The organism is Haloarcula sp. KBTZ06 (genome assembly GCF_048595605.1).
Taxonomy (GTDB): Archaea; Halobacteriota; Halobacteria; order Halobacteriales; family Haloarculaceae; genus Haloarcula; species Haloarcula hispanica.
Genome location: NZ_CP184337.1, coordinates 80,751 through 99,867, shown reverse-complemented (window position 1 = coordinate 99,867; position 19,117 = coordinate 80,751). Strand labels below are relative to the sequence as shown.

At 60.3% G+C, this 19,117-nt stretch carries 12 protein-coding genes, 2 tRNA genes, 3 rRNA genes and 1 pseudogene; 6 read left to right on the top strand and 12 right to left on the bottom strand.

All coding sequences use genetic code 11. The features are described 5' to 3' along the window. Window positions 1-10 precede the first annotated feature (10 nt). Complete coding sequence (locus tag ACNO8S_RS00535) at window positions 11-1,156, top strand: signal peptidase I (RefSeq protein ID WP_420182324.1); 1,146 nt, start codon at window positions 11-13, stop codon at window positions 1,154-1,156. A gap of 8 nt (window positions 1,157-1,164) precedes the next feature. Here the strand turns inward: ACNO8S_RS00535 and ACNO8S_RS00530 are convergent, their stop codons facing one another. The 3 genes from ACNO8S_RS00530 to ACNO8S_RS00520 all read right to left on the bottom strand — a co-directional run bounded on the left by ACNO8S_RS00530 (window position 1,165) and on the right by ACNO8S_RS00520 (window position 3,649). Further along, a complete protein-coding gene (locus tag ACNO8S_RS00530) occupies window positions 1,165-2,304 on the bottom strand; it encodes a LamG domain-containing protein (protein WP_050007651.1) in 1,140 nt (379 codons plus the stop codon). Continuing rightward, window positions 2,301-2,861 (bottom strand): DUF7344 domain-containing protein, encoded by a 561-nt coding sequence (locus tag ACNO8S_RS00525; protein WP_050007652.1) that lies wholly within the window; start codon window positions 2,859-2,861, stop codon window positions 2,301-2,303. Before ACNO8S_RS00525 ends, ACNO8S_RS00530 begins: the two co-directional genes overlap by 4 nt. Before the next feature lie 161 nt (window positions 2,862-3,022). Further along, window positions 3,023-3,649, bottom strand: coding sequence for a hypothetical protein (locus ACNO8S_RS00520; RefSeq protein ID WP_420182323.1), 627 nt, complete (start codon window positions 3,647-3,649; stop codon window positions 3,023-3,025). A gap of 163 nt (window positions 3,650-3,812) precedes the next feature. Here ACNO8S_RS00520 and ACNO8S_RS00515 point away from each other — a divergent pair, with 163 nt between their 5' ends. Next, a complete protein-coding gene (locus ACNO8S_RS00515; protein ID WP_014039244.1) occupies window positions 3,813-4,340 on the top strand; it encodes a hypothetical protein in 528 nt (175 codons plus the stop codon). Window positions 4,341-4,432: 92 nt separating this feature from the next. Beyond that, entirely contained in the window at window positions 4,433-5,647 is a 1,215-nt protein-coding gene (locus ACNO8S_RS00510; RefSeq protein WP_420182322.1) for a hypothetical protein, read from the top strand. Window positions 5,648-5,657: 10 nt separating this feature from the next. Here the strand turns inward: ACNO8S_RS00510 and ACNO8S_RS00505 are convergent, their stop codons facing one another. The 7 genes from ACNO8S_RS00505 to ACNO8S_RS00475 form a co-directional block, all read right to left on the bottom strand. After that, window positions 5,658-6,770, bottom strand: a complete 1,113-nt coding sequence (locus ACNO8S_RS00505; RefSeq protein WP_420182321.1) for a DUF5305 domain-containing protein — start codon at window positions 6,768-6,770, stop codon at window positions 5,658-5,660. Window positions 6,771-7,184: 414 nt separating this feature from the next. Next, window positions 7,185-7,260, bottom strand: a tRNA-Cys gene (locus tag ACNO8S_RS00500). A gap of 381 nt (window positions 7,261-7,641) precedes the next feature. Further along, window positions 7,642-7,764 (bottom strand): 5S ribosomal RNA (gene rrf, locus ACNO8S_RS00495). A gap of 136 nt (window positions 7,765-7,900) precedes the next feature. Continuing rightward, window positions 7,901-10,830 (bottom strand): 23S ribosomal RNA (locus tag ACNO8S_RS00490). Between the two features lie 201 nt (window positions 10,831-11,031). Beyond that, a tRNA-Ala gene (locus tag ACNO8S_RS00485) sits at window positions 11,032-11,103 on the bottom strand. A 105-nt stretch (window positions 11,104-11,208) separates the two neighbouring features. After that, window positions 11,209-12,680: ribosomal RNA gene (locus ACNO8S_RS00480) — 16S ribosomal RNA — on the bottom strand. The 16S, 23S and 5S rRNA genes sit together here with 2 tRNA genes alongside, the layout of an rRNA operon. Window positions 12,681-13,340: 660 nt before the next feature. Then, window positions 13,341-13,649 (bottom strand): non-histone chromosomal MC1 family protein, encoded by a 309-nt coding sequence (locus ACNO8S_RS00475; protein ID WP_004516406.1) that lies wholly within the window; start codon window positions 13,647-13,649, stop codon window positions 13,341-13,343. A gap of 248 nt (window positions 13,650-13,897) precedes the next feature. Between ACNO8S_RS00475 and ACNO8S_RS00470 the strand changes: the two genes are divergently transcribed. The 3 genes and pseudogenes from ACNO8S_RS00470 (at window position 13,898) to ACNO8S_RS00460 (ending at window position 15,771) form a co-directional block, all read left to right on the top strand. Further along, a complete protein-coding gene (locus tag ACNO8S_RS00470; protein ID WP_004516407.1) occupies window positions 13,898-14,095 on the top strand; it encodes a hypothetical protein in 198 nt (65 codons plus the stop codon). A 105-nt stretch (window positions 14,096-14,200) separates the two neighbouring features. Further along, window positions 14,201-15,253: a quinone-dependent dihydroorotate dehydrogenase gene (locus ACNO8S_RS00465; protein WP_420182320.1), complete on the top strand. Its 1,053-nt coding sequence runs from the start codon at window positions 14,201-14,203 to the stop codon at window positions 15,251-15,253. 39 nt (window positions 15,254-15,292) lie between these two features. Beyond that, a pseudogene (locus tag ACNO8S_RS00460) lies at window positions 15,293-15,771 on the top strand (RDD family protein). A gap of 45 nt (window positions 15,772-15,816) precedes the next feature. Here ACNO8S_RS00460 and pheT read toward each other — a convergent pair. Then, the gene (gene pheT / locus ACNO8S_RS00455; RefSeq protein ID WP_420182319.1) at window positions 15,817-17,559 is read right to left on the bottom strand and encodes a phenylalanine--tRNA ligase subunit beta; all 1,743 of its coding nucleotides are present in this window, start codon (window positions 17,557-17,559) and stop codon (window positions 15,817-15,819) included. Beyond that, window positions 17,559-19,070, bottom strand: coding sequence for a phenylalanine--tRNA ligase subunit alpha (locus tag ACNO8S_RS00450; protein ID WP_420182318.1), 1,512 nt, complete (start codon window positions 19,068-19,070; stop codon window positions 17,559-17,561). Before ACNO8S_RS00450 ends, pheT begins: the two co-directional genes overlap by 1 nt. Window positions 19,071-19,117: the final 47 nt, after the last annotated feature.

Below are 19,117 nucleotides of genomic sequence, written 5' to 3'. Positions count from 1 at the left end.
TACTGCAGGTATGCTGCGGCAGGCCGTCGAGGACGCGTTCACCCTGCTTGCTGTCCTCGTCGTTCTCTCCCTCGTTATCGGGCAACTCCTCGGGCAGCCGATCCTGCTGGGGTACGTGACCTCAGGGAGTATGTCGCCGACGCTGAACACGGGCGACGCGTTCGTCGCCGTTCCTGCACCCGTCGCTGGCGAGATTGAGCCGGGGGACGTCATCGTGTTCGAAGCGGTCGAGCTACAGGGCGGCGGACTGACGACACACCGGGTCGTCGCGGAGACCGACGGCGGCTACATCACGAAAGGGGACAACAACCCCTTCAGAGACCAGAGCGGAGGTGAGCCGGTTGTCACGGACGACCGAGTCGTCGCGACAGCACTCCAGATCAACGGACAGGTCGTCCGGCTCCCCGGTCTCGGCACCGCCATCAGCTCCGCTCGAACGGCGGCAGAAAGCGGCTTGGTATTGATTGGCGGGCCGGGCAACAGCGACCTGACGAGCGGGCAGGGCCTCAGTGGACTGTTCATCTCTATCGGGCTCGGGCTGTTTCTACTCGTCTTCGTCGACAGCTTCCGGGCCAGCGAGGAGCGGACCAGAGAACGGACTCGTTCGCGCGATGGGGACGCCATCAATGGCTGGACGGTTATACTCGCACTGGCAGTGTTGATTCTCGTCCCAGCCAACGCGGCGATGGTCGCTCCGAGCGGCACTCACAGCGTCACCATCGACAGCACTAGCGAGGATGTCACGCCCGGGGAGACCGTCGAAAGCGAGTTCACTGCCGAAAACGGCGGGCTGGTGACGATGCTCATCGTCCTCGAATCCCCAAACCCGGACGCAACGATGGACCGTAACCGGCTTGTCGTCCAGCGCGGCGGGTCCGCGACGGCAACGCTGTCGGTGCCTGCCCCACCACCGGGCGAACAGGCGGTCGTGACCGTCGAAGAGCATCGATACTTCCTGCTAGCACCGCCGGGCGTCATCGCGGGACTGCACCGAGTCCACCCGCTGGTGGCAATCGGGGCGTTCAATCTCCTGGTGTTAGGAAGCCTCACAGCGGCAGTTGGGGCGACCTTCGGGTTCGGAACAACGCGCGAGCGGAGCCGAGACCGGTCGGTCCCGCTGAAGCGACAGGTACGCCGCCTGCTTGGGCGTGAATGATCGCGGGTTCAGCCGGTGATATCGCCGCCGCCACCACCTGCGCTTGCCGTGCTTGAATTGTAGAGATTGCTCACCTGCTCGGCGGTGAGCGCGGCGTCGTACACCTTGGGTTCGTCCATGGCACCGTCGAATCCATAGATAGCGTTCCCGCCAGAATTGAGTCCTGTACCGATTCGAAGCGGTTGTTCGGACGCCTGCGCATCGGGGAGCGAAAACGTCGGCCCCTTTTGCGCCCCGTTGACGTACACCCTGTCCTGTGATCCGTGGGTCCACACGACGTGTGCCCACCGGTTCTTCGTCAGCGAAACACCCGTGAGTTTGTTATCGTCGGTGGTCTCGATGAGCAGTTCTCTGTCGTCCGAACCCTTCCAACCACCACCGAAGCCGAACTGATAGCTATCGTCGCCACGGGAGTTCCACTTGCTGAACAGTCGTGTGAGGCCATTCTGGCTTCGGGGGAATACCCAGGCAGAGAGCGAGAAATCATCAGTCAAGTCGAGCGTATCGTCGTCAGGAACGGTGACGGCATCGTCACCATCGAAATTGAGCACTTCGCCGCGGCCCTGACTGGATGTCGCTAGGTCTGGTTCATAAAAGCGGTCGCGGTCCCTGTCAAAACTAAACTCCCGTTCGCCATCGTTGCCAGCGGCCCAGGAATCCGGGATATCCGTTCTGCTAACATCTTCGAAGTGCCACCACGACACCTTGGGGTCGCGACACTCGACTGAAACCGATCGGCTCAGTTCGATACGCTGGTCGTCGCCGGTAGCAGTGATATCAAGGTTGACAGTGGTACTCCCTTCTGAGTCACAGGCGAGCGTCGTTGTGACATCGCCGCTCTCGCCCGGCAGAAGCCTGTTCGGCGTCTGGACAGTTTCGAACGGTGGAGCGGGACCGGGGCTGACACGAACACTCGTAAGTTGCTGGTCGAAGTTGTTGGTGAGCGTTAGCAGTGTCACTTGCTGGCCGTCCATTCCACTGACTGGGCCGATGTCGATACCAAGCAGTGCATCGCTGCCGTCGGTCGCTTTCAGGTTACTGGACCGCTTTGCGTCGATGGTAGTGACACCGGATGTTTCAGCAGCGAGCAGGCCTGCCCCACCAGCGATGAACGCGAGTGCACCACGTCGGGTCCACTTCTTGTTCATTCCGACAACTCCGGTGGCTTATCGGCTGCGCCGAGTTGCAGCCGGCGAGTCTCCGTGACGTGGTACGCCGCAGAGACGAGAAACAGCAGCGTGATGACCGTCGGCCACACGAGCGACGGAACCGACGGTGGAAAGACACCGACCCAGACAGCGACGACGAGCGCTAGCGAAACAGCGGCGAGTCCGAGATAGTACTCCGCCCACGGAATTGAATCCCCCGGGACGACATCAAGATACACGTCAAGGCTGTCAGCTGTATCGGTCATCGTAACTGTCCCGTTGTCGTGCGTGATGACGCCCGCGCGTTCAAGTGTCGGGAGGTGTGTCTGCTGCATTGACGTGTACACGCGGTGTCGCTCCGTGGACGTGATCTCCTGAATGCACTTGTTGTTTTCCCACGCAGCGACTTGCTCGGCAAGGTCAGAGAGTTCGGCGCACTCGTCCTCCTGTTTTATCGCGTGTAAAGCGTACCGGCGCCGTTGGTTGCTCAGTATGTCGTATACGTCATCACGCGATAGCTGTCGCTCTTCTGGCCGGCTAACCCCCACCTGTCCCATGTTTCTGTTTAGACTGCACTACTTGATAGATTTTTTGTTCGTATTTGATTGTAAATGGTAAGTAACTGTGTTTTCTACGCTAGACATCCACCGCCAGGGACAGGCGTCTGCCGGCAGCAGGGCATGGATAGGTGAAGGAGTCGAACAGCAGAGCCAACCCGTTATACTTCAGTGATTGTGATTGTCAGGTCTTCGGTTTCCTGGGCGCTGTCGCCCGTTTCGAGGGTTGCAGAGAGGTCAGAAACCCCGCCCGCAGACACATCTTCGCTGTAGGTATCCGTGCTCCCGCCGATACCGGAGAGAAGGCCACTGCCGGTACTCAGATCAACATTGAACGTCGTCGAGTTTCCGTCGTCGTTGTTGACCAGTTTGAAGAACCCACTGTCATAGTCGTACGTACTGTTTGGCATCAGCCGTTCGTCGGTTCCACCGTCCTCGTATCCAAAGACGACAGATACGTCGTTCGCGATGAGGCTTACGTAGTCGGTCGAAACAGTCGTACCGCCATCGGTAGCAAGAGAGTCAGAACTCGTCGGAAACAGGGTCGTGGCATCGGTAACGAGATCGTCGTTGCTATTCCGAAGCGCAACCTCATCGGCGGACGCGTCGACAAGCACGTCAGTAAATTCGGTTGCGATCTCGGAGCCGTTGCCGTCAGCACCGACGACATTGACTTCGACTTCACGCGTTGCGCTGACAGTGCTAAATGCACCAGAGCCGAACGCCGCGCCAGATCCGATACCGACTGTCCCGATGAGACCGAGTACGCTTCTACGGTTCAGTTTCATGTTCAGTTCGCTTATCGAGAGGTTACCACTTACTATTTTGTTGCATTAGCCCGGCTAAAGCACTCATTGAAGCCGCTAACGCTGTTCAGTACTAAGCCACTATGCCGTGAACTAGCTTCCAATGAATCGGCGTGGCTTTCTCCTTAGTATTGGTGCAGCCAGTGTGGGGACGGGTGCGGTGTTTGGATCCGGTGCGTTCACCTCTATCGAAGCAGACCGGAACGTCAATCTCGAAGTCACCGGCGATACCGGATCGGCACAGGTGGGGTTCAGCCCGGGGAGCGGTGCCACGAGCATCGTCGGGACGGACACAAACGAGTCGGTTGATATCATCAACTTCGAACAGACGAATCTCAACGAACAAGCGAAGACCAGCTTCGAGAACGCTTTGGAGGTCGACAACAACAGCCAATCCAAGGTCAACCTCTATATTGATGACAGCACTACCGGGGTTGGGGATGACCCCACAAACGGTGAAGTTCTGGACTTCCGGGAGGGGTCCGCTGGCGTCTCAATTGTCGGCTCGGACCAGGCTATCACGCTCGACCCCGACGGCGGGAGTTCAGACGGCGGCTACAGCGACACCGTGGAACTGGACATCGTTGTCGACCTCCGAGATGACGGCGTCGATGGCGACGATCTCAGCGAGATCAGCGACGTGACCTTCGTCGTCGAGGCGGTCCAGCAGTAAGTGAAACGCGATTCCGGCGCTGGCCGCCGACCAACAGGCCCAGATACAGGCACACACGAAGATCCAACGCAGTCGGCACGACACAACCAACTATGAATCGCACTCTCATCGCTGTCATGGCAACGGTCGTCCTCCTCGCAGGGACCGCTATGGCGACAGGTGCCTTCATCGACGGCGACGAGGTTGCACCCGACCGGAACTCCGGCGTCTACTTGGCTCCCGCTGACACGGTAAACGGGGACCAGTACGTCGAATACGACGAGACAGGGCAGCTACGCATCAGTCTTTCACCAGTGCTCCCGAACGGTCAGACCCGCGTCGATGACCTGTTCGTGGTCGGGTTTGCGGGCTACGAGGGGACTGATAGTGCCGCTACCGTCGAACTGGACAGCGAGCCGGAAACAGTTCGCATGTACCGGATGGACACCGGAGCACAAGTCGCCGGCGACACTGTCTCGCTGGAGCCCGACGAATCAGTGCGCTTTGGGCTGGCAGTGACGCCAGCGGAGCGCAACTTCACTGGCACGATATCGATCACCGCCCCTGTTCCCGAACAGCAGTCAACCGAAGGGGACGAGAGCAACGGTGGGAGCGGCGGTGGGTCAACCGGTGGCGGTGGTGGCGGTGTGCCACCCAGTAACGATGATGGGAGTGGTACGCAGGGCGGGGGCGATCCCACGACGCCGACGCCAACGCCGACGGACAGTAACTCGACGAACGAGACCGTAAACGATGACGGGAACGAGACTGAAACAGCCGCTGGCGGCGGAAGCGGTGGCAGCGGTACTGGTGTCGGGACGTCGACCGACGAACCGGCTGAGACGCCCACCACCAGCGAAGAAGAACCCGAAACCGTGGCCGGCGGTGGCGCTGAGCCCGTGCCGACGACACCCGAAAGTCAACAGTCAGCCGAACCGAACGGATTCACGCTCGGCTTCGAGCCGGCATTCGGAATTAGCTGGGGGCCGTGGGCGTTCATCGCTGGCCTGCTCGTCGTAGTGACGAACTACCTCGTGCAGACGCGATATCACGATGTCCTCCCGGTACTCCAGACGCAACCGAGTGACCGCCGTCGCCGGTTCCGGCGCGTCGCTGTCCGCGAGACCGCGATCGGTCTTGCCGGAATCGTACTCACGGTTCTTGTCGTGGCAGCTGCCTCAGGCGCTGGCTTCGGCCCAGTCTCGCAGCTGGTTGCGGCGCTCGCGTTCTCCGCTGCAGTCGGCACGGTGACCGGGTACCGGCTGGTCCCAGAACTCGATGCACTGCCCGAACTGCAAGCCGACGACGACGGCACCGAAAAGCAGTAAAACAATCCGGTCAGTCCGGTGTCTCAGCGTCACTGTTTCCCACAGTCGAATCAGTTCCGGGTTCTGGCGGAGGCGCGTACCGAAACAGTCGGTCACCAGTGTACACGATGAGTTCAGAATCGCTATCTGACTCGATGATACGTTCCTCGGTGTCTATTGCGACGTCCACGAGCCCGACGAGCGAATCAACTGAAGTCGTCCAGACGTCGTCGTCGACTGGATCAGCCCGGCCGACGGTTATCCAATCGTCAAACTCCTCACGGGCGGACTTGTATGCGAGCCATCGGCGCTCGGCGTCGGTCAGTGTGAGATAGTCGGTCGTGCGCCCGTAGACGATGGCAGCAGCACCACTAAAGCTACCAAGCAGGAGCACTGGGCCACCGAGAGTCCAGATCGGTCCATACGCTTTTTCGACCTGCGCTTCGACGGTTCGGTCACCACTGTTCGGAACCGGGCCAGCGTTTTCGACCCGGTAGCTGCTCTGCCTCGGGATAATCGGGAGGCGATACGTCCGAGTCGTGTCGACCGACTGCCCGTTGCGCGTCCCCGAAAGAGCCACCTGAGAGACCACCGCCATCTCAAGTCGACCGGACGTCTGGCCGTGTTCCGAATCGATACGTCGAACAGTTTCGGCTGCGCGACTGACATTCAGCGAGAACGGAACCGTCAGCCGCTCACCCGCGGCCAGCGACTGCACAGTGCCTTGTGTCAGTGGTCGTTTGACCTCCCAGTAGACGAGCTCTCCGTTCTGGGTTGATTCGACGGAGCGATACTGAACAAACACGTCAGCCGAGGCCGTAAGGTCGCTTTTGTTGCTGGCGCTGTACGTGTACATGAACGCGCCGTCCAATACGGGGGCGACCGTCCGGAGATACACAGGTTGGTCTTCGAGTACTTCACCCTCTGGAAACGCCGAGGTACCGTTGCGAACTGTCGCATTGTGGGAGAACGATCCGGACGACTGCCACGACGACACCTGACGCGTAGTCGTGTCCGTTCCCGGAGCAACGTGGCCCGTATACGTGAGATATCCGCCAACCGCAGCGATGGCGATCAGACAAATCAGTAGCAGTTCGTAGTTGTCGACGACTGTCCGCCGTATTTCCCGTCCCAACAACCCCATTGCAACTGTAATACTGGTGCCGACAAATAAGAGTTGATACCGGGTCAGCAGCGTCATCCATCTTTCTCCGCCGCCCCCATCTCCGCTAACTCCAGCTTCGAATGTCCCGGGAACCAGTTTGTGGCCGTACACTATAGTAACAATCGAAACGATTTACACACTGATCGCACGACGGCAGTGCGATCAGGTGTGCATTGGTTTTCAATGGCTACTATAGTTCGTGCGACCCCGATAGGTCGGGCGTTGCCCCGTCGAAAGCGGATTCCATGAGCGGCCTGCCCGTACTGTATTCTTCGATAGAGTCTTGATTCTGTGTGCAACCGTTTTCGAGCAACAGTTCACAACGTCGAGTCTATAGAGAAAGGCAGGTAACAGTTACGTACCGGCACTTCTCGGGGGTGTAAGAGACGAGGAAGCCAAGGGCCGGATTTGAACCGGCGATGGGCGGCTCTGCAGGCCGCTGCGTTAGGCCAGACTCTGCCACCTTGGCGCGAATAGAGGTAGTCAACTCGGTCGTTTAAGCGTAGCGAATTCGATTAGCCATTGCCTGATCCAGATCACCGTTCCCTCGACCGGGATAGTACTGTAGATTGATGATTGTCCCCGTCCAAAGAACCAAACTGCTCGCGTTGGCAAGTAGTGCGACCCGCGGCGGAATTAACGGCATACACGAGCCGTACATCGTCAAGATCCGCTCGGACCATCTCGACAGACAGCAGGTGCGACACCGTCGAGGAGTGCTGTGAATTCGTTCAATTCGACTTCACAAGTCTGCGAACTCTCGATCCAGCCACGTAGCTCTCGGTTTGTACAAATACAGAAAGCCCACTCGGGAGAGATACCTCTCCTGAGTGGGCTATGTAAGTATGAATGGTGGCGGCGAACCGCGTTTCCCAGAGGCTCGCGCACTCCAGTACTCCCCGGAACGCTGGTGGGCTTATCTTCCGTGTTCGGGATGGGTACGGGAGGCAACCCCACCGCTGTGGCCGCCTAACGTCGAGTCACGGAATCGAACCGCGATAGCACCAGTCTCGATCAACTTTTCCACCGTGTGATTACGTGCGATCCAGTTTGCGCCTGGACTCGTTCAGCGACGAGATAATTCGTCGGTGAATGAGTCACAGTGCGTATGAATGATGGCTTTGGTCTGTTAGTGCTCGTGGGCTTAACGTCTCGTTACCTCGACGCGCACACCCCGAGTCTATCGACCGCGTCTTGTACGCGGGACCTCAACGGTGTCTCTTTTCCAAGTGGGTTTCGAGCTTAGATGCGTTCAGCTCTTACCCCGTGTGGCGTGGCTACCCGGCACGTGCTCTCTCGAACAACCGGTACACCAGTGGCCACCAACCGTAGTTCCTCTCGTACTATACGGTCGTTCTTGTCAGACACCATAACACACCCAGTAGATAGCAGCCGACCTGTCTCACGACGGTCTAAACCCAGCTCACGACCTCCTTTAATAGGCGAACAACCTCACCCTTGCCCGCTTCTGCACGGGCAGGATGGAGGGAACCGACATCGAGGTAGCAAGCCACTCGGTCGATATGTGCTCTTGCGAGTGACGACTCTGTTATCCCTAGGGTAGCTTTTCTGTCATCAATTGCCCGCATCAAGCAGGCTAATTGGTTCGCTAGACCACGCTTTCGCGTCAGCGTTCCTCGTTGGGAAGAACACTGTCAAGCTATCTTTTGCTCTTGCACTCTTCGCCGGGTCTCTGTCCCGGCTGAGATAGCCATAGGGCGCGCTCGATATCTTTTCGAGCGCGTACCGCCCCAGTCAAACTGCCCGGCTATCGGTGTCCTCCTCCCGGAGTGAGAGTCGCAGTCACCGACGGGTAGTATTTCACTGTTGTCTGGGTGGCCCGCTAGCGCGGGTACCTCTGTAACGACTCCTACCTATGCTGCACATCGGCGACCACGTCTCAGCGACAGCCTGCAGTAAAGCTCCATAGGGTCTTCGCTTCCCCCTGGGTGTCTCCAGACTCCGCACTGGAATGTACAGTTCACCGGGCCCAACGTTGGGACAGTGAAGCTCTGGTTAATCCATTCATGCAAGCCGCTACTGATGCGGCAAGGTACTACGCTACCTTAAGAGGGTCATAGTTACCCCCGCCGTTGACAGGTCCTTCGTCCTCTTGTACGAGGTGTTCAGATACCTGCACTGGGCAGGATTCAGTGACCGTACGAGTCCTTGCGGATTTGCGGTCACCTATGTTGTTACTAGACAGTCCGAGCTTCCGAGTCACTGCGACCTGCTCCGTTCCGGAGCAGGCATCCCTTCTTCCGAAGGTACGGGACTAACTTGCCGAATTCCCTAACGTTGGTTGCTCCCGACAGGCCTTGGCTTTCGCCGCCATGGACACCTGTGTCGGTTCTCGGTACGGACACTATGCTCGTCTTTTCATGGGCCCCAGGTTGAATCACGTTTCCCTATGCCGCCGTTCGTCCGCTTCTTGCCATTACGGCTTCCACGGAGTTGGACGGTTCGACCGGGCGAATGCCCGGCGTGATCGACCCCAGGGCGTCAACTTTCACTGCATAGTGGCACGGGAATATTAACCCGTTTCCCATTTCGTCTCAGTCGAGTTGCGGTGAGACTTAGGACCGGCTAACCCTCAGCTGATCAGCAGTGCTGAGGAACCCTTATCCATTAGGCCGTCGGGGTTCTCACCCGACTATCGCTGCTACTATGGCCAGGATTTTCGTCACTAATCGGTCCACAGGAGCTCTCGCCCCCGCTTCCATCCAATTAGAGCGCCAATCTACTCGATCACCCTGTAACGGGTGCGGACAGGTCTCGGTGGTGGATTTGAGTCCCGATCATTTTGGGCGCCTCAAACCTCGGCCGGTAAGCTGTTACGCTTTTCTTAGAGGGTAGCTGCTTCTAAGCTCACCTCCCGGCTGTCTAGGGCTCGAGACCACCTTCAGAGGATTACACTTAATCCACACTTGGGGACCTTAACCTATCTCTGGGTTGTTCCCCTCCTGGTACACAGGCTTACCCCGCGCACCGGAATCCCCGCGTCAAACAGCGTCTGTAGGTTTGGAGTTTGACAGGTGTGCCGACTCCTCTCGGAGGCGGACACACCAATCGGTCGCTCTACCCCACAGACTACCTCGGCGGAGGTCATGCTTCGACATGTTTCGATTGGAACCAGCTGTTGCCGGACTCGATGGGCCTTTCACCCCTACACATAGATCACGAGAGGGTATTGTAGGACACCAACTCTAACAGACTTCCACGTGCCTTTCGGCACGCTTCATCTTGTCCATGCGTAGATCGTCCGGATTCGGGTCGTGTCCACATGGCTCCCCGCGCTTGAACACGGCGGCCCTCGGGCAAAGCCCTGCGGCCATGTCGGTTTCCCTGTGCCTCCCCGGATACTCCGGTTAGACTTGCCATACAGACACACTCCCTGGCTCGTTTTTCAAAACGTACGACAGAACATCGGCTTCCCGTGAGTCTTACTGGAGACTCGCGTCTCGGTCATTCGTCATGGGACCTTGTATGCCCTGTCGCTCGATCGCCAACTGATTTCATGCTCTATTTCGCCTCCCTTCTGAGGGTACTTTGCAGCGTTCGTTCACACTACTTGTTCACTATCGGTCTCAGGTTGTGTTTAGCCTTCGCAGTCGATGCCTGCGTTATTCGCGAGGGATATCCAACCCCCGCTACTCTGGCACTACCGCACAGCGTACTGGTCTCGAGTACGGGGTTGTCACCCTGTATCACGCTCTGTTCCAAGAGACTTCGTCGAGACGGTCGGCTGATGAGAGGTAGCCCGGACACCACATTGCCCGTGAGGGCTTCGGTTTGGGCTGTATCGCGTTCACTCGCGGTTACTGACGACATCACGTTGCGTTTTCTTTTCCTCCCGATACTGAGATGTTTCAGTTCTCGGGGTTCCTCATTGCGCGAAGCAATTGTTAGAGAGATTCTCATTCGGAAATCTGTGGTTCTTCGCCTCCGTGCGGCTCCCCACAGCTTATCGCAGCTTGGCACGTCCTTCATCAGCGCCTGAGCCGAGCAATCCACCAGCTGGCATAGTAGCCAACGTCGTTGTGACTCGTTCAACTGAACGAGTCCAGTGGACGCCTGGATCGCACGTACACACGGTTTCATACTCGCCCCCAAGGTGGAGATGGTGGGCGAATCGACCCTTCCCAGGCTCGGTTTCACCCGGCCTGGTGCATCTGTCGTCGTACCATATCCCATCGCCGTCCCACACTTAAGGGGCACGGTTCGGGGCTGGCACGTCGTATGGACCCACTGGGATTTGAACCCAGGGCCTCCGCCTTGCAAAGGCGGCGCTCTCCCGCTGAGCTATGGGCCCGGCAGATCCGCACGGTTGTTAGCCCTGATAGTTCATAGGTGCCCGGTCGACGGAGTTCTCGAACACCGAAAGGTGGGTCAGGCCAGAGGCCTGATCCCGATCAGTAGGAGGTGATCCAGCCACAGATTCCTCTACGGCTACCTTGTTACGACTTAAGCCCCCTTGCGGAGCCCAGATTCGACCGTCGCATGACGGCCTCATCCGGACCCCACTCGGGTGCTTTGACGGGCGGTGTGTGCAAGGAGCAGGGACGTATTCACCGCGCGCTTCTGACACGCGATTACTACCGAATCCAGCTTCATGCGGGCGGGTTTCAGCCCGCAATCCGAACTACGACTCCGTTTGGAGATTAGCGTCGCCTCTCGGCGTTGCATCCCACTGTCAGAGCCATTGTAGCCCGCGTGTTGCCCGGTCCATTCGGGGCATACTGACCTACCGTTGCCCGTTCCTTCCTCCGCTTTAGCAGCGGCAGTCCTCCTAGTGTACCCAACTACCTCAAGGGTATTGCTGGCAACTAGAAGTGCGGGTCTCGCTCGTTGCCTGACTTAACAGGACGCCTCACGGTACGAGCTGACGGCGGCCATGCACCTCCTCTCAGTAGCGTCGGGTAAAGTCGTCAACCTGACCGTCATTACTACTGTCGGGACCGGTGAGATTTCCGGCGTTGAGTCCAATTAAACCGCAGGCTCCTCCGGTTGTGGTGCTCCCCCGCCAATTCCTTTAAGTTTCATCCTTGCAGACGTACTTCCCAGGCGGCTCGCTTCTCGGCTTCCCTAGGGCGCAGCGCAGGCTCGTAGCCTACGGCACACCTAGCGAGCATCGTTTACAGCTAGGACTACCCGGGTATCTAATCCGGTTCGAGACCCTAGCTTTCGTCCCTCACCGTCGGGTCCGTCTTCCTGAGGTGGTTTCCCCATTGGTGGTCCGTCCAGGATTACAGGATTTCACTCCTACCCCGGACGTACCCCCCAGGTCTTCCGGCCCCAAGCCGGACAGTTTCCGCTGGACGCCGACGCGTTGAGCGCGTCGATTTCCCAACGGACTTGTCCGGCCGGCTACGGACGCTTTAGGCCCAATAATATCGGCCATCACTTGGACTGCCGGTATTACCGCGGCGGCTGGCACCGGTCTTGCCCAGTCCTTGTTCCTGTACCACCTTACGGTACAGAAAAGCGAGGGCTATATGCCCTCGCACTCGGAGTCCCCCTATCGCACTGTCGTGCAGTGTAAAGGTTTCGCGCCTGCTGCGCCCCGTAGGGCCCGGTATCTTGTCTCAGATACCGTCTCCGGGTTCTTGCTCTCACAACCCGTACCGATTATCGGCATGGTGGGCCGTTACCCCACCATCTACCTAATCGGCCGCAGCCACATCCTACAGCGCCGGAACGTTTCTAACTCTCGGCACTCCAGCCTGAGAGTTATATCCGCTATTGGCCTCAGTTTCCCGAGGTTATCGCGGTCTGTAGGGTAGTTTGGCCACGTGTTACTGAGCTATATGCCACGGGTCTAAGCCCGTGCGACTAGCATGGCTAAATCGGACTCCGATAGCAATGGCCTCCGGCAGGATCAACCGGAATGTATCCCGGCACAATGCCGGGGGGTTAGGCGGGATCACACCCATATAATGGGTGTGGTCGCTATCGAAGGGTGTTCGAGGACACCCGTCGACCGAGTGTCACCGAACTATCAGGGCTAACATCAGATCCCATCTTGACGGCGGACCGCAGGGGTGGAATCCTCATTTCTTCGGGCCTGATTGTTGTCTCGAAGCCACCATAAAGGCTTCGAGTTTCGTTGGCGAGTCGATCCCGCCTGGTCCGTGTCGGCAGGGGTTCAACACCCCGACCGAACGTCGTTCGCGTTCATTCCGAGTGCCCTATTACACTTAAGGGCATCGGATGGGGCTCGCGTCGAACCGCACGACGCGAGCGACCTTCGCGTTCATTCCGAATGCCCTGTTACACTTAAGGGCGTCGGAACGAGTGCGTTCGTTCGGGGGCGTCGGCCCCTGTCCGCGTTCGCATTTCATTCCGATGGGTGAGCCACACTTAACCCCGTCGAAGGGAGTCGCCTACGGGACAAGATTACACGGGGGAGAGTGTTGCACACGACTGCAGACGGTCAGTACGGCGTGTCGGGAATGGGACGCCGAAACAGACGTCGACTCCGCGCGCGCACGAACAGTTACAGCAGCCGCTACCGGCCGGGCGTTGCACCGAAAATGTCGGGAATGCGACCTAGATCTCGTCTAGGTGTTCGACGCCCTGCTTCGAGACGTTCCCTTTCGTGATGTCGCCGGGCATCCAGTCGGGTTTGTCGTCGGGTGCTTCCTCGACCCATGCCCACGCCTCGTAGATGTGGACTTTGTGGGTTCCTTTCTCCCGTAGTCGTATCTCCTCAGGGTCAGCCTGATCTTCACCGTCGGCCGGCTCGAGTCGACGTGCTGCCTTCAGCGCAGCCTGTCGAGGTGTTCCGCCCGAGAAGACGCTCGATTCGTCACCGTCTTCGCGCAGTGCGAAGTTGCGCTTGTCACTGTCGGGTGCCATGGATTTCACCGCTCCATGCCAATTCAGCACATGGCAGAACATAAATATACCCCCCAATCCGCCCTCCGTCGGGGGGTACCTTTATAAATTGAAGCCATCACGTACCGGTTCAAACCAGCAAACCGGCCAGTTCAAGCCGAATATTCGGGTCGAAATCGTCACGCGCGTCCACAAAACCACCAGCCAGCGGCCGGCGGCACGGTAGACTTAAGTGTATCCTGCGGTGAAGTGCGGAGTAGGATAGCGCGATGGTGCGAAAGAAGAAGCTCAGCCCGAGTGGCGCCAAAGATGAGGACGGCGAGTACCACAACGTACATATCAACATTCACGAAGACGAGCTGGCCGTGGCCGGGATGGAGATCGGCGACGAGGTGTTCGTCCGCGTCCGTGACAACAAGATTATCATCCAGAAGGCCGACCCCGAAGAGGTCGAACACGACTTTTGAGGCACCATCGACGGTGACACAGTGCCACCGGGCGGAGATGCCGGAGCCATCGCCCGATATCAACCGGTCACCACTGTTTTTCGGGCCAACCGGACTACCATCACAATGAGACCCTACGATATCGCGAAACCATTCCTGTTTTCACTGCCAGCCGAAACTGCCAACCGGAGCGTCCACCGACTGCTGGAGGCAGTCGACGGAACGCGGGTCGCCGAGGCGATGGCCGACCGCTACACCGTCGCTGACGACCGACTCGCAGTGGAGGCGTTTGACCAGACCTTCGACAACCCAGTTGGGGTCGCGGCCGGCTTCGACAAGAACGCGACCATCCCCGGAGCGCTGGCGTCGCTCGGCTTCGGTTTCGCCGAGGTCGGCGGCGTCACGGCCGAGCCACAGGCCGGCAACGCCCGCCCGCGGATGTTCCGGCTCAGGGAGGACGAGGCCATCATCAACCGAATGGGCCTGAACAACGACGGGGCCATCGTCATCGGCGAGCGACTGAAGAACGTCGATGCGCCGTTCCCGGTCGGCGTCAACATCGCCAAGACCGAACACGTCGGAACGAGCGAGGCCCCCGACGACTACCGGACCACGTACGAACACGTCGCCGAAGGCGGGGACTTCTTCGTCGTCAACGTCTCCTGTCCAAACTCGGAGGGCTTCGAGGAGCTCCAGAACCGCGACGCGATGGAAGCGATCCTCAGTGAGCTACAGGACGCTGGCGCGGCCCCGCTGCTCGTGAAGCTCTCGCCGGACCTCCCCGAGCCGGCAGTTGAGGATGCACTTGATCTGGTGACTGAACTCGACCTAGACGGCGTCGTCGCGACCAACACGACGACGGAACGGCCCGCCAGTCTGCGCTCGCCGAACGCGGTCGAGACGGGCGGCCTCTCGGGGAAGCCAATCGAGAACGACGCAACAGAGATGGTTCGGTTCGTCGCCGAGCGCGTCGACGTGCCGGTCGTCGGCGTCGGCGGCGTCTCGACACCGGAGGGCGCATACCGAAAGATCCGCGCCGGGGCCTCGGTCGTCCAACTGTACACCGGCCTGGTGTACCGCGGCCCGACCATCGCCCGCGAGATCAACGAAGGGCTGCTGGACCTGCTTTCGGAGGACGGCTTCGACTCCGTCGAGGCCGCCGTCGGCGCGGACCTGTAGCTAGCGAATCTTGAAGTACAGGTGCGGTGAATCGCCGGCATGGACGACAGTCCCCGCACCCACCACATCGCCGCCTGGGACGACCGCTTTCTCGCCTGGCTCCTCGACGTCCTGCTCGTCGGTATCGTCCTCTCCGCACTGGGCGAGGCCGCTGGCGTGTTTTCGCTCCTGACCCGGGGCTCTCAGTTACCACCCCAGCCATCGGCCTGAACGGCCTCGGCCTGTTCGTCTACTGGACAGTTCTCGAAGGCCAGCAGGGCCAGTCAGCCGGCAAGATGGTCATGAACATCGCCGTCACGGACGAGCGCGGCGACGCCATCGACTACGGCACGGCGGCCATCGAAAGCTTCGGGAAGGCGTTCCTGCTTCCCCTCGACATCCTCGTCGGCTGGCTGGCCTACGAGAAAGAAGGGCTGCGGCTGTTCAACAAGCTCTCCTCGACCATCGTCATCGAGACCGGCGAAGAGGCCACAGGAAAACCGAGCGACGTAGAGTACGTGTACCCGAGCGACAAGTAGAGCAGCGCGGAGAGAATTGGACGCTCGCTCCGCTCGCAGTCGAAGCTATTCCAGCGCGTCTAACCGGAACTCGAACGCAGCCACAGGTAGTTCCAGGTCGTGTTCGACGAGCACCTTCGGATGGATTTCACCGATAACGCCGACCGGCTCGCCGTCGAGAACCACTTCGGCAACGCGGCCGCCGATGAACGATGGATGCGTGGTCGGCGGCGTTTCGAGGTCCTTGTCGAAGGCGTCGGCGAGCGCCTGGAGGCGAGCCTTCGCATCCTCGTAGGAAGCGTCCGTGCGCGCGAGCGCGGCCGCGACGGTGCGGTGTTCGGCAACGCCGGTGTTCTCCGAGTCGTCGAGACCGGCGGCCAGTCCGATCTCGGCGAGATCCTGCGGGTAGCTCCGGTGGGTGTTGTTTTCCAGCACCATCATGATGGACGGGAGCGCCCACGTCCGGAGAATGGTGTAGTCCTCGCTGTAGGGCTCCTGAATGGTGACCGGGTCGGTCTGGCCGACGACATCCCCGTCCGGGTTGTCGGGGTCAAGGCCCATTCGCTCGAAGTTCTCGGCCTCGTTTATCATGTGGAAGTTCAGCAAATCCTCGAAGCCCAGCCCGACCAGAGCGTCGCGGGCGGCGTCCTCAAGCCGAGACCGTTCATGCCGACCGCCGACCGTCGACACGTCGGGGTAGGTCGGTCCGAGGCTGTTGAATCCGAGCGCCCGGCCGATGTCGTCGATGATGTCCAGCGGGTGGATGACATCGACGCGGTACGGTGGGACCTCAACGTCGTATGCCACACCGTCGTCAGATTCAGTCTCGCTCGCGTCGAGGCCAGCGCGCTCGGCGTAGTCGATGACCTCGCGGCTATCCAGCGAGACGCCGAGGATGGACTCGATGCGGTCGTGCGTGACCGTCTTCGTCCGGACGGAGAAGTCCGGCCGTTCCAGCGTCTTGCCGGTGTACTCGCCGGGGGCGTCGTCGGCGTAGGACACGTCAACCTTCTCGACCTGGCCGCCGCGGGCGGCGAGCGCGTAGCAGACGATGTTGCACATGTGGTCGATGGTCCACTGGTCGGTCCCGGTCATCTCGATGAACAGGTCCCGGGAGTCGACGCTGACCTCGGTCCGGCGGCCGTTGATGACCGGCGGGAACGAGAACAGGCCGATTGCGTCGTAGATTGCCGGGACGCGGTCGAAGTCGGCCACGAGGTCACCGTAGGTCTGGCCGGTTTCGTGAGACGCCATGACCTCGCTGGGGGTCATCTCTGCGTCGGCGTCCAGCGGAACGAACGTCGCCTCGTCCGGGTCGGCGCTGGTGTAGGTGATAGACTTCCCCGTCTCGTCCGTGACCGAGTCGCCTTTCAGCATGGTGAGGTCGTGGACCCCGATCGCGCCTTTCGCCCGCTTGCGGCCCATCGTCGCGTGGAGCTTCTCCTGCAGCTGGATAAGTGACTCCAGCGCGGCCTCGTCCATATCCAGACCGCGGACGATAGCACCGGTGACATACGGGCGCTCGTCGGGCTGGTCCTCGACCTCAATTGTCCAGTCAGCGCTGTTCGTGTTGGGGACCTCCACGCCGCGGTCGTCGCCGTAGTGGTAGCGCAGCGACCGCGCGACCCCCTCGACGGAAAGGCGGTCGAGTCTGTCGGGCGCGAACTCTAGCTGGAACTCGTCGTCCTCGGTCCAGCCCTCGAATTCCAGCCCGAGATTGAACAGGTCCGACTTGAGTTCGTCGTCGTCTTTTTCGTCGTGCCCAGTCAGATACCGTAGTTCATCGGGGTCGACGTCGACGACCGGCATCAGCGCATCACCTCCGTCTCCCGCAGCAGTTCAAGATCACAGAGCGTCCCGTGCACGTCGCGGATGTCCTCGAAGCCATACATGAGCATGAGTAGTCGTTCGAGCGAGAGGCCCCACGCCATCACGTCGCAGTCGACGCCGAGCGGCGTGAGCACCTCGTCGCGGAAGATACCGGAGTTGCCGACCTCGACGACCTCGCCGGTCTCGGGGTGGGTGCCGAACAGTTCGAAGCTCGGCTCAGTGTAGGGGTTGTAGTGGGGCTTGAATTCCAGATCAGTGATGCCGAACTGCTCGTAGAACTCCGTGAACGTCCCCATCAGGTCCCGCACGGAGAGGTCCTCGGCCATCACCCAGCCCTCAATCTGGAAGAACTCAAGGAGGTGGGTCGGGTCGAGCGTATCGTTGCGATACACCTTCTCGACGCTGAAGTAGCGCTCGGGCGGGTCGAGTTCACCGACCTGATGGCCCGAGAGGTAGCGCATCGACAGCGAGGTAGTGTGGCCGCGCAAGTCCATCCCGCGGGCGATGTCCTCGGTCCACGGCGAGTGGTACCCCTCGCCGTCGGGGCCGACGCCCTCCTTGTGGGCCGAACGGACCCGTTCGACGAGGTCCGGGGGGAGGTGGCCGATTTCCTCGGGCTCCTCTAGGGCGAACTGGTCCCAGTGGGTCCGGGCCGGGTGGTCCTGTGGCATGAACAGGCAATCGTTGATCCAGAACTGGGCGTCGGCGTGGGGGCCCTCCATCTCGGAGAAGCCCATGCCGACGAGCGTGTCCTTCACGCGATTGGCCGTCTGGCGGAGGATGTGCTCCTTGCCGTGGCTCACGTCCTCGGCGTCGGCCTCGACGTTGTACTCGGTGAACGCCACGTCTGCCCACTCGCCGCTGGTGAGCAGTTCCGGGGTGAGCTGGTCGACGGTCTCGGCGGCTTCGACGCCCTCCATCAGCGCGGTGACACCGTCGTCGGTGAGCCGGACCGAGCGGACAGTCTCCTCTCGCACGTCGAGGAGGCCGCGCCGTTCCAGTTGGTCGAGCGCGTCCGCGTCGGCGTCTTCGACGCGCCCGTCGGCGACCGCCTCCAGTGCAAGCATCTCGGGGTCTGACCCGGGGTCGGCGTCCGGGTTGGCCGTGATCTCGCCGCTGTCGATCTCGCCGTAGGCTTTGCGGGCGTAGTTCGAGAGCGCGATGTCGACCGCGCCGCCTTCGAGGCCGGACGCGCCGATGGCCTGCCCCATCTGGACCGGGTTGTCGGCAGCGCCGGCGTCAACGGCCGCCTCGTAGAGGTCCTGTTCGGGCAGACTTTCCCGGACGTACTGGTCGCCCTCCTCGGTGAGTTCGTAGTGTTCCAGCGTTTCCTCGGCGACGGCGAGCAGCCCGTCGGATTCGAGTTCGAACGCCGCTCTGGTGGCCGCTTCCGGCTTGATGTCAGCCTCCGCAGCCACGTCGTCGATACGCCTGTCTTCCTGTGCGTCGGCGGCCTGCAGGACGGCCACCTGTGCCTGTGGTCGTTTCATACGGGTGTCTCGGTCTTGTGGGGATAACCGCGGGTCGCTCAGTTAAC

Excerpts from the sequence above, each read along its gene's own strand:
- ACNO8S_RS00465 (WP_420182320.1), top strand. The coding sequence starts at position 14,201 with ATGAGACCCTACGATATCGCGAAACCATTCCTGTTTTCACTGCCAGCC.
- ACNO8S_RS00470 (WP_004516407.1), top strand. The coding sequence starts at position 13,898 with ATGGTGCGAAAGAAGAAGCTCAGCCCGAGTGGCGCCAAAGATGAGGAC.
- ACNO8S_RS00475 (WP_004516406.1), bottom strand. The coding sequence starts at position 13,649 with ATGGCACCCGACAGTGACAAGCGCAACTTCGCACTGCGCGAAGACGGT.
- ACNO8S_RS00525 (WP_050007652.1), bottom strand. The coding sequence starts at position 2,861 with ATGGGACAGGTGGGGGTTAGCCGGCCAGAAGAGCGACAGCTATCGCGT.
- ACNO8S_RS00450 (WP_420182318.1), bottom strand. The coding sequence starts at position 19,070 with ATGAAACGACCACAGGCACAGGTGGCCGTCCTGCAGGCCGCCGACGCA.
- ACNO8S_RS00520 (WP_420182323.1), bottom strand. The coding sequence starts at position 3,649 with ATGAAACTGAACCGTAGAAGCGTACTCGGTCTCATCGGGACAGTCGGT.
- ACNO8S_RS00510 (WP_420182322.1), top strand. The coding sequence starts at position 4,433 with ATGAATCGCACTCTCATCGCTGTCATGGCAACGGTCGTCCTCCTCGCA.
- ACNO8S_RS00530 (WP_050007651.1), bottom strand. The coding sequence starts at position 2,304 with ATGAACAAGAAGTGGACCCGACGTGGTGCACTCGCGTTCATCGCTGGT.
- ACNO8S_RS00535 (WP_420182324.1), top strand. The coding sequence starts at position 11 with ATGCTGCGGCAGGCCGTCGAGGACGCGTTCACCCTGCTTGCTGTCCTC.
- pheT (WP_420182319.1), bottom strand. The coding sequence starts at position 17,559 with ATGCCGGTCGTCGACGTCGACCCCGATGAACTACGGTATCTGACTGGG.
- ACNO8S_RS00505 (WP_420182321.1), bottom strand. The coding sequence starts at position 6,770 with ATGGGGTTGTTGGGACGGGAAATACGGCGGACAGTCGTCGACAACTAC.